Origin of the sequence: Ruminococcus sp. (assembly GCF_024691275.1) — a bacterium.
Lineage (GTDB): Bacteria > Bacillota > Clostridia > Oscillospirales > Ruminococcaceae > Ruminococcus.
In genome coordinates this window covers 71348-82457 of the sequence record NZ_JAILNU010000023.1, presented here as the reverse complement: position 1 = coordinate 82457, position 11110 = coordinate 71348, and the positions used below count along the sequence as shown (strand labels likewise).

Genomic DNA, 11110 nt, shown 5'->3' with positions numbered 1-11110 from the left:
AGAAACGTAGCCCATAACGCCCGTGCCGGAGATATTCAGGATATCGTCATAGCCGGGAATAGCATCAAAATTGGTGAACGGTGCGTAAAGCTGTGCAAGCTGTTCGTTGTAAGCATGGGCTTCGGCGAGTATCTGTTCCGTATCGTCATTGTCCATCTCCGCAACGGCTTCTTTGTAGTTTGCCACGGCGCGTGTCTGGTGGCGCTGATTCCACCAGTTGGAAAAAGTCGGATAAAGCATCACGGAGAGACCCGCAAGAAAGATGAAGCCGAAAACCACAGTCATTATGATATCGCGTTTCTTTTTCGACTGCATTTCGATCATCTTCTCCTTGTGGATTTCTCCCTGACCGCCTCCGCAGGACACCCCACGGAGGCGCAGGTTTTATGTTAGGTTTCTATTCTGTGTTTCTGTCTGTTATATAGTTGCGGGAGATTACTGTGCATCCTCTTCCTTTGCACGCTTCTTGGAAACGAGGTAGATGCCCGCTGCCGCTGCGGTCACGCCGCCGCCGAGGATGAAGAGCGTGGTGCCCATGCCGCCGGTGATGGGGAGGGTTGCGCCATTTGTATTGAATACATCCATGTCAACGTCACCATCTGCCACTGTACCGTTTACAGACGATGCAGTACCAACGGTAATCGTGAGCGTAGCCAGTTCAGTGCCATCGATCTCATTATCTGTCTGACTATTGCCTGTATCGGCGGTAATTGTAAACGTGGTATTCGGGTTATCAGGCATTTTATAGCCGTCAGGCTGCTTAACCTCGACGAGAGTATAGTTACCGTCATCAAGACCAACTACACTGAATACACCACCTGATGCAGTTGTAAAGATCGTTGCTCCAAAATCAGTTGCCTCACCCTCAGTAGGTGTAGAAATCATCTTATCACCTGTAGAGTCATAGCTGATAGTTGCTTCAGCATCAGGAGTGATCCAACCTGTCATCTTACCATCAGCAACAACTGCATATGCACCAGCACTATTCTTAAGAACGAACTTTGCACCATTGATAGTCGCATTTGTTGCTGCATCCTTCTTGGTCACATCGAGCTGATAGGTAAATGCAATAACCTTATCCTTCGGGGAATTGCCAGTGTTACCCGTGTCACCACTTGCGCTGTTTGTAGGATTGTTTGAGTATTCGAGATAAACCTCATTTGTCTGACCGGGCTGACCAATTACAGCGTTTGCATTCAGCTTTGCATTGTAGGTGACCGTTACCTTTCCGGCAGTCGCAAGCTGTGCATCAGTCAATGCAGGCGTAACAGACTTCAAATCAGCAAACTCGATAGTAATTTCCGTTTTCAGAGAATCGCCCGTTCCAGATGTCGATGCTGTAACAGTATAGCCACTTGTAATAGTTGTATTGCCAATCGTAACCACAACATCATCTGCATCGAAACCTGATGCATAATTAGTTGTTGCAACTTCTGCATTGTCCTTGTCGAGAAGTGTAAATTCTTTACCAAGAGTATCGTGGAAAATGTACTTGTACGTCTGATAGTAGCCGAGAGTGGTTTCATCTGGGATCGTACCAATCAGCTTGAAGGGAACGGTGTCACCGATACAGAAGTCAGCGGTATCGTTGTATCGTGTGCCATAAACAGCATCATTCTGCCATGTTCCGGTCTTGTCATCTTCCTGAATCTTCTTTTCTACCGTCGGGAATGTGCCCTTTGTGGTGATTTCAAGGCCCTCACTTGCATCATAAACTGTAAGCATTGGGAACGATGTTGAATAGTTCTCATTATTGGCATCAGCTGCAGTAGCAGTATCCACAATCAGATAATAGCCATCGCCCATATTTGCTTCTGTAATTGCTGTTCCTTCCAAAGCAATTGCAGTACCAAGCGAAGTTGTACTCTTTGCCAAAGCCTTAGCAACTGCCTTCAGCTGCGTAGCATTCAAAACGTTGAGAGCATTTGCAGCATCAAGAGCCGAAGTTCCTGCTGCCAGATCAGTAAGACCATCAACGCTATTGTAAGCTGTAATAACAGCTGTCTGAATCGCTGCGGATTCCCAATCGATGCCTTCAATAGTGCTTCCTGAGCCGGCAGTACCCTTGAAAATCTTGTAAGCATTGTAGACATGCGTAGCCGTATCACTTGCGCCGCTTGCATTTGTGATAGTAACTGTATTCGGAGTAGCTTCCGCACTCGCGCTCATCATAGCTGTCGGCACGCACATTGCCGCCGTCAGTGCCATTGCTGCGATCATAGCAGCGATCTTTCTTGTCTTTTTCATGATAATACTCCTTTATAATAAGTATTTTGGGTTGTGTCCAGAGGGCAGGCTTTCACACACTACCCTCGAACGGGGCTTCTTGTGGTTTGTGCTTGTAACTTCTGTATCATGTGCCGTGTGAGGTTACTCATTCATCGTACCACCTCCGGCGCTTGATCGAGTAGGCCCAGTATCCGGCTGCCGCTAAGAGCAGGAGCATTGCACCGAGTGTGTAGTAGATGCGGGTGCCGGTGCTGCCGGATTCGGGGAGGGTGGTGGAGGGTGAGTCCTCATCATTTCGTCCGTTATAGACGGTGTAGGTCACCTTTCCGTTTGCCCCCAGTGTGCTTCCGTTGTTACCTGAGTAATCCCACGGAACATAGCCATTTAATCCAGTTTCATCCTCAACAATGTAATAATGATATGCATTACCATTATCATCTGTTATTGGAAGAGCGGCGAGCCTTGCAAGCGTTGCTGTATCCGTGCAAATATACCGGTCAGGATTGTTTGGATCCTGCACAAGCGGAATGTTATTGATGATTCGGGCGTTATTTTGCTGTTCACCAGTCATATTCTCAATGGCATCTACGTTTTGCTTTGTATACACCATTTTGAAGCTAACCGGCATACCCACATTCTGGTTACTGTCGTCCGTGTTTTCTGCTACTAAATATGCAGCATCAATATCCTCACGTCCATTCACCTTGAATGTATAGGTATAATAGCCATCATCGCCCTGTGCCGGTGTTCCAACCTGAACCAAACCATCAACTGGGTTTGAATCCGTTTCTGATTTTTGCAGATGGAATCCGGCAGGTTTGTTGGTTCTGACATGGAACTCTTCACCAATGTTAAATTGCGTCTTACCGTCTGTGATCTCAGCAGTCAACTGTGCAGGGTTTGCTGTAAATGTTACCGGAATCTCAACACCGCCATAGGATACTGTCCATGTTGAGCTGACCGCTGTCGGGGAAGATGCGTTGCCTGCAGGTGTGATAACAAGGTTTCCGTTATCATATACACAACTAGCAACGGTAGCATCTCCGCCTGAAATCTGCGGTGCATTTCCTGCCGTGTGTGTGACCGGAATGGTAATGAGGTCTGTACTTGTGGAAAGCGCAGATACATTTGTGGGGGTGATTTGCATGGGGGTGATCGTGATGTTGTCAATCGAACCAGTATTCTCGGAATTTGACTTGTCTGTTATGGTCACGCTGATTTTTCCGGGAGGATTCTTCAATACAGTCATCATGAATTCCTTGTCAGCATTTTGTGTTACTGTCACATATTCGCTTACATTAGAATCATCTACGCCGGCAATATGCGGCACAGCATCACATTCAACTGTACTCGAACCAATTTTGACTGCATTACTCGGGTCAACATCGAATGTCAGATTGGATTCTAGGGTGATTTGGAAGGAAGAGGCGAAGTACACCTTTATGCTAACACCGCCAGCATCTGTAATTTGTGCAACTGGAGAGAACACCAATTGATCATATGAAGCATCAATTTGGTAATTGCTAACATCATAAGTACCGGCACTTGTGCTAAAAGTATGAAGTGCATTTGCAGTATCTTGACCTCCGCCCCAAGAGTATTTAGGAACGCCCCAATACATCGTTCCATCTCCGACAGCACCTTCTACTTTTATTTTAGAATAACTCATTGTACTGTCTAAAACAGGTAGATTAAAAGAAGCCCACTGTCCCCATTGACCAATTGTAAATAAATAATAATTACCTATTTCGTCAGTGTAGTATGTTCTACCTTCCGAATCTGTTAACTCACTAGCCGTTGCCAAAGTCGCAATACCGATCGCACTCAATCTCGGTAGCTGCATCGGTGCTGGTGATTCCGGTGCTAACGCTCTGCGAACAGCCGACATACTCAGGAGACGGTTTTCCTTTGTCCCCTTGAAACTCTGTGTCTGTGCCTGCGGTTCACCGCCGCTGTCTCCTGCATTTACAGGTGTTTCAGCTATGCGGTACAGATCAACATAAACCTGCGCAGGTCTCTTGGAGCTGTCCTTGTCAGTCCACTGCTTTATCACTTCAAGCTGCGCTTTTGGAACAGGTGTATTGTATACCGTCATTGAACCGCCGCCGGTTCTGCCCTGATTGTCGTAGGTTGGTGCCTGATATCCGGTCAGTCCCGTCTTTACTTCTTTTACGAAATAACGGTAATCCTGCTTGGATGTCGCATCCTTCTTTTCAAGACCTGACCATGTATACGACCATTTTCCATTATACGGCAGAGTAATAGCCTCTCCTACCTGATCGCTGGATGTCAGCTTTGTCTCGAAATTTTCCTCTGTCACCGTAGAATCCATCGTCTTGTAAAGAATGAGCTGAATCTGTGGACTTCCTTCAGGAACTCCGCCTACCCATTCCTTATTCGCTGTGATGGAGATCGGTGTGGGTTTCATTTTCTGATTCGCAACTGCGATCTGACCCTTTCCGTTCACCACGCTTGAAAGCGAGGATGCACGGTAAACTTCGCTGACCTTTGCTGCTGTATTCGTTGGCGTTACACTGGTATCCCAGCAGATCGCTGTGTCACTGTCCTTTTCTGTCAGAGTAAAGAAACTGTAATCAGAGATCTTAACGGTATGCGATTTTGCTGTTTCTTCATCCTCACTCGAATCCGCAGGAGCATTCCGAAGTCTGACATTACCGTCCAGCTCCATCATGAAATCCGGCGCACTCAATGTGATAATGCCCTCAGCATCCACTGCATCGGAACCCACGATATACAGTTTTTCCTCTGCACCTGTTGTCGCTCTTTTGCCCTTTAGCTCCACCTTGATCGTTTGTGGCAGCTCTTCGGAGCTTCCGTCGATCTCGCCGCCGTAGTAGTCGAGCCAGATCTTTTTCAGGAACAAGCCGCTTGTGTTGCTGATGGTAACTACAGCAGAAGAATCACTGTCAGAACGAGAGATACCATTTCCGTCATAGTTTGGTGCATACAGCCCTTTTTCCATGCCGTCCGTGTAACTCCCATCATCTTGCAACCGGTAGTTAACACCATCGATCGTATATGATTCCTCGCGCACATAATAGTAAATGCGTTTATCGTTGATAGATGTCGGAAGATTCGTCCAAGTGTAGCTCTGCATTCCGGAATTAAGAGATACAGTAGCCTTAAAGTTGCTGTCCTGAATACCGAGCGCATCCATCGAGGCTTCCTTTAAAGACTCAGGGAAAGAACCGTCTGTAATCTTCTTTTCAGAATAGTAGAGCTTCAAAAGTGCAGTCGCACCATTCGGCCATGTGCCGCCATTCCAGTTCTTTTCAGCCTTAACGCCAAGAAGCTTCGTATTGTCGATATTAAGATTATCACCAACCGAAACATTTTTGATCAAATCACTGTCCACACCAGGCGGTTTTGTGATTGTCCCCGTGCCATACGAGAAGTAATGCACCGGAACATATGTCTGGAAGAATGTTCTGAACGGATAATTTCTGTCTGCGGAACGTTCTGCTTCATTTGTCAGATAATCGTTCACAAGCTCATCGAAGGTATTGAATGTCATCCCGTTATAAGATACCGGGAAAGCAATATTTGTTCCCAAATATCCGGGAGTTGTCGGAACCTCAATGAATTTATAAACAGCATTCTGTCTGTCGAGTATGATGTGATTGATTCCATGCACAGAAACCTTCGCAGCTCCGCTCGGTATGGAATTGCCATCTGCTTCCTTATCAAATGTAAAGCTGTTGACAGTATATGCGGTAGCTCCACTTCCTTGCGTGGAATTTGTTGTATTGCTGCTGAAAAACCATTTTCCACTTGCGGCATCATAATAGGCAACATAGAAATCAGCATCGATTTTAAGATTGTAATCATTGATATCACGCTTGACAAGCTTCACTTCATTCGATGCACCAGAGAACGCAGTAGCCTGAGATACTTCAAATTCTGTACCGTCTTCCTTATCCCATGCGCTCACACTTCCTGTGTCAATAGAGGCTTCATTTGTAACATTGATATGACCGGATTTTACATCAACCTTGTAAGTATACTCAATCAACAATGCTTTTGAATCAGGAACTGTGATAACAAGTTCGCCTTGGTCGTTGGTTTTATAGCGAGTAGCACTTTCAACAGTGACTGAAGTGATACCTGCGCCTCTGTAATCAGAGCGTTCAATCTTGATATCTGAAGTATTAGCTGGCATATTACTCAGTTTTACGAGCAATGTATAATCACCAGTTTCAGGATCATACTCATAGGATTTCACATAATCACTTGTTGCTGTTGGCTTAAGTGTTTCACCCACTGGTTGATTGCCATATGTGAAATACTGTTGATATATAATGTTAATGGGAGAGTAGGAACTATCAATGCTACCTTTATACTCGTCTCTCATCTTTCCCTTTATTGTTAAATAAACGACTTCATTATCTGGGATCGTGACATGACGCTCTGTTTCATAATAATCCACATGGTCGTTTGTATTTTCTTTTTTCAGGAAAAGATACTCACCTGAAACATCCGACTCTGTAACAGAATCATCACCCGATACATAGGAGTAAGTAATTGGTTCCTCATCGTCTGTAACAGTATATTTTGACGGATCAATGATATACCTTCCATTTGCATCAGTAGCAAGCGGTGATGTAATTTTAACCTCCTTTACCGTCACACTCACAATATCAACACCAACATCCTTTGGATTAATTTTAAGAATATCGTTAATATCATAAGTAGACTTATTTGTGGCTGCGAGTTTTTTGCCTTCAGGATTTACGAGAATTCTATATCGCAGTTCCTGTTCTGTAGCCTGATAGAATGATTCTCCTGTAGTATCATCTGTAGCTGTACTATTTGCTACATCCTTTGATATAAGTGTGTTATCTTCGTGATCGGTTTTCTGTTTAGTAATAATCACACTGCTCGTCACCGGCTGCATTCCTGAAAGCGTTGCAGTATTATCATACTGTTTTGTCAGGGATACTGTTCCATCAACATATGTTTCGAGTTCTTCTTTAGAAACTGCCAAATAGTACATAATACGATGATTGTTCTTAGTTAATTTTGTGAACTTAACTTCATTGCTCGCATCAGATACTTCTACATGGATATTATTATAGCCGCCTCCGCCAGTAAAACTGTGGACATATCCAAAGTGTATCGCCTGCTTAATATCATCTATAGAAGGCTGATACTCATAGCTGCCTGATTCTGTAACATTATGTACAAATATAGTTCCGCTTGGAATCACATCTGTAAGCAAATACTCGTAGTCATCAAGTATATCAACGTCGATCTCATAGCTGATAAGATAATACTGTCCGCTATGATTCACCTTAGCACCTGCCTCATTGGCCTCTGCGTAATGGTCTTCATTCAGCGTAACCAATTCAAGGTTATCCAAAGCAATCATTTCATTGGTGAGCCGGTTTCCATCTTTATCCAGCACATATTTCTCGATCGAATTCTCACGGGTATTTGTGATCGTATAAGAATGATTTCCAGAAAAGCCTGCATATCCAGTTTGATAGGAAGTTGCATAAGCCTCAACCGGAAGCTCCACGATCTTATACTCATAATCGCCATCATGTGCGGTTGTGTCCTTTGGCAAATTTGCAAAGGAGTAAGCATAGTTTTTGGTTCTATAAGCAGAGAACAGATAGAGCGAATCATCTGTCAAAGTTCCTTCCTCTTCATGCTCTATCCAGTTTCCTGTTGCAGCATCATAAGAAAGATACTTCCATTTTTTCTCCTCATCTGTCGCAGATGCAGAGCCACTCTTTCGCAGCAGTCGGAACTGAATGCTATCAGGACGTTTCGTAGTATCAGAATCAGACCACTTTTTATCGAGCGACAAATTGAACTTTTCGATATACTCTGGGTTCTTATTCTGATAAGAGTAGCTGCTGGATGCGGTATGATCTGCGTACTCAGCTTCATTATAGAAACGGTTATCAGCAGTTGACCAGTCATCACCACTTCCTTTGATCTGAGATACTATTGCCTTAGAATTATAGGTTATTGTTGCATACTTATAAGCACTATAATCCGCGTCAAACGTTACCGTTAGTGTAGTGCCACTTATTGAGGGTGTGTACGACACATTGGAGCCGGTTATCACAGTGCCCCCATTTTCTTTGGTTTTGAGGGTAATCTGTAAGTCAAGCATGTCGGCATCAAAAACATGCTGCACGCTGCTGTCCGCGCTCTTCAGCGTATCTGTAAAAACAGAATCTTTCGCAAAGCCCTCATCCTGAACAAGATTTACTGTCCAAGAAAGCTGCTTATAAACAGGTTCATTGTGATTTTCCGGATCAGTATAATACCATCCAGTATCTCGCCCAAGCACACTGCTCTCACCAGTCACGCTTGTCATGCTCTTGCCGATAGTACTTCTTACCGTCTTGTTAAACTCGCCAATTACGCCCTTATAATCATCGCCCGAAAGACCGTTTCCCAAACTGTTCTCATAGGTAATGATAGAACCATCTTCATTGGCTGTTATCGTCATACCATCTTTCGTAACTGAGGTTCCGTTTGCAGGTTTTGCGTCAGTTCCGCTAACATCAATCGTATAATTGAATGCAACCGCCGACAGGTGGTATGGTGTGTTTTCTTCATAGTCAACAATTTCCAGCGTATCATCTGTTCCAGACTTATACTGAACCTTACCATAGACACTGTCACCACTCTTTATGAGAAGATAAGGTGTACTGTCATTAGCATGAGTAGTATCCAATACAAAGTCATAAATTGAATTATTCCAGTTTGCCGACTTAAGCGCCAGCTCGTCTAATCCAATTGTTTTGAACGACTCATCTTTCAAATAAAACTGGACATTCGGATCGTTCAGGTAGATATTAGCATTAGCTGGATTAAGAACCGTACCGCTTACTTCCCATGTAATCAGGTTATCATCATAATTATAGGAAGCATATTTACCATAGCTGAAAGTGGAATTATCAAAAGGCACATACGCACTATCAGTTCCAAGCGGCGTATCGTCTTTATCAGGATGATACAAGCTAACAGTATTATTTACATTTCGCTTGTTTTCACTGTCCTTTTCAACATCATGGCAATTTGTAACATAAAGTATTGATACCGATTCATAATCACCGTTGAATGTAATTTTACCTGTGCTCGAATCGTATGTGTAGTGAGTTCCTTCTGTTAATTCCGTATCGCCATTCATGACAACCACTGAATTCTTATGACCATTATCATCTGTCAGTCCATCCGTTTTCAGCTTATTATCCTGTGAAAGCGTTTGGTTCAGAACATCATCTGTGATATAATACCCATTCAGATTTCCACCTTGCGGAGCGGTCACATCAATTGTCCAATAAATTGTACTCTTGATCCATCGACCGTTTTTATATGACTCCTCACCGGATTTCTCGATCCTAGGCTTGTTACTATATGCCGTGCTATCTTTGTGCTTTAATTCAGTTGTCCCATCACTTGCATACAGTGTTGCTGTATTATTATCCAGAACGAACTGATTTGAATAAGGATTATTGTCTGCAAGCATCCGATCATTGATGTCATCTGCATCAAGACTTTCCGTATAAGTAAATGTGATTTCTGATGCATAATTCGCAGCATCGGCAAACACAAACTGTCCATTAACAAATGATCCTGCATCAGAAGGCACAACCGTTACACTTGCATTCTGGAACATCGGGTCATCAAGTATGCATCCGGACAACTCTGCCGGGTTCGCTACATTAGTAACTGTAATCGCCCAATTAATATCAATACCGGTTTCAGTGTTTACTACACTATTAGTCTTGTCAAGTTGACTATCCTGATTTGTAAATGGGATTTGAAGGATCAGTCCACCAATCATGATTTCTCTGTCGCCACTTTGAGTCTTTGCACGATTGATCTTTCCGTCAAAGTTAATGCTTCCTTCAAAGTAATCAGACTGATAAATCTTGTTTCTGATATAATCCTCTGTAAACTGAATTACAATAAGACCATTTTCATTAATTGAAAAATATCCAGAAATATGTCCGTCAGGGCCGTTATAATTCGGGTCACTAACATATCTTGTTCTTCCAAAGTACTCATCCGGAATTGTAACACCATCAGGGAGCTGATAATAAATACAAGGGGAATCAACGTTGACGGGATAGTTATCTCCGTCCTTTTCAATTAAATATCTAATCGAAAAACTTGCATCAATAGGATCAGAGCTCATCTCATCAAGCAGTACTGTTACTCCATTTCCATCTTGATCAGGAGCAGAGTAATCATTACCACCGATTGACACTGTGATATTTTGGATCTCGCTATCTTCAACTTCCTTCGTATTAGGACCTACTTCAGTAACTGGAGACGTGAAATAGCTACTTCCGCCTGTTGCACTAATAAGATTATTATTATTATCTTCTCTTGTTTCAGGCTTGCTTTTAGAACTTCTTTGTCCGTCAAACCCAGAAGAACCTGCTGCAGCAAGTATATTGGTATTTCCAAGTGCTGACATTTTTAAGTAGCTATTATTATAATCGAAGGATTCAATTTCAGCATAGCACCCATCATCATGCTGATGCTCTTCCATCCCACATATCAGTTCATAGCATTCTTCTGTATGTTCATGCTCCTCAGAATCATCCTCACAGATAAGCGTATAGCATTCATCAGTGTGGGTATGTTCTTCTATGCCACAAATAAGCTCATACTCTACTGTATTCTCAGTCATCGCCGCACCCGGCATTACCCCAACATACGGCACAATAAACATCATCAAAAGGGACAGTGCAGTGATGAGCGCCACAGCCCTGTTGTGATTCTTCTCCTCGTTCAGCAACTGCTGAATTCTGTTCTGTAGATCTTTCAACTCCTGCACTCTCCTTTCCTGAGATAGTTTTATATAGCTTTCATATAAAACCCATACACC

Annotated in this window: 2 protein-coding genes and 1 pseudogene; all 3 read right to left on the bottom strand. The window is 43.4% G+C overall.

From position 1 onward, the window contains the following. Window positions 1-315, bottom strand: a pseudogene (locus K6G33_RS02810) (class C sortase); the annotation flags it as partial. A 120-nt stretch (window positions 316-435) separates the two neighbouring features. Beyond that, window positions 436-2247 carry an isopeptide-forming domain-containing fimbrial protein gene (locus K6G33_RS02805; RefSeq protein WP_296776014.1) on the bottom strand — a complete coding sequence of 604 codons (1812 nt, stop codon included), beginning with the start codon at window positions 2245-2247 and terminating at the stop codon, window positions 436-438. Window positions 2248-2374: 127 nt separating this feature from the next. Continuing rightward, window positions 2375-11050: a Cna B-type domain-containing protein gene (locus K6G33_RS02800; protein WP_296776012.1), complete on the bottom strand. Its 8676-nt coding sequence runs from the start codon at window positions 11048-11050 to the stop codon at window positions 2375-2377. Window positions 11051-11110 lie beyond the last annotated feature (60 nt).

Coding starts and splice junctions, on each gene's coding strand:
- K6G33_RS02805 (WP_296776014.1), bottom strand. CDS start 2,247: ATGAAAAAGACAAGAAAGATCGCTGCTATGATCGCAGCAATGGCACTG.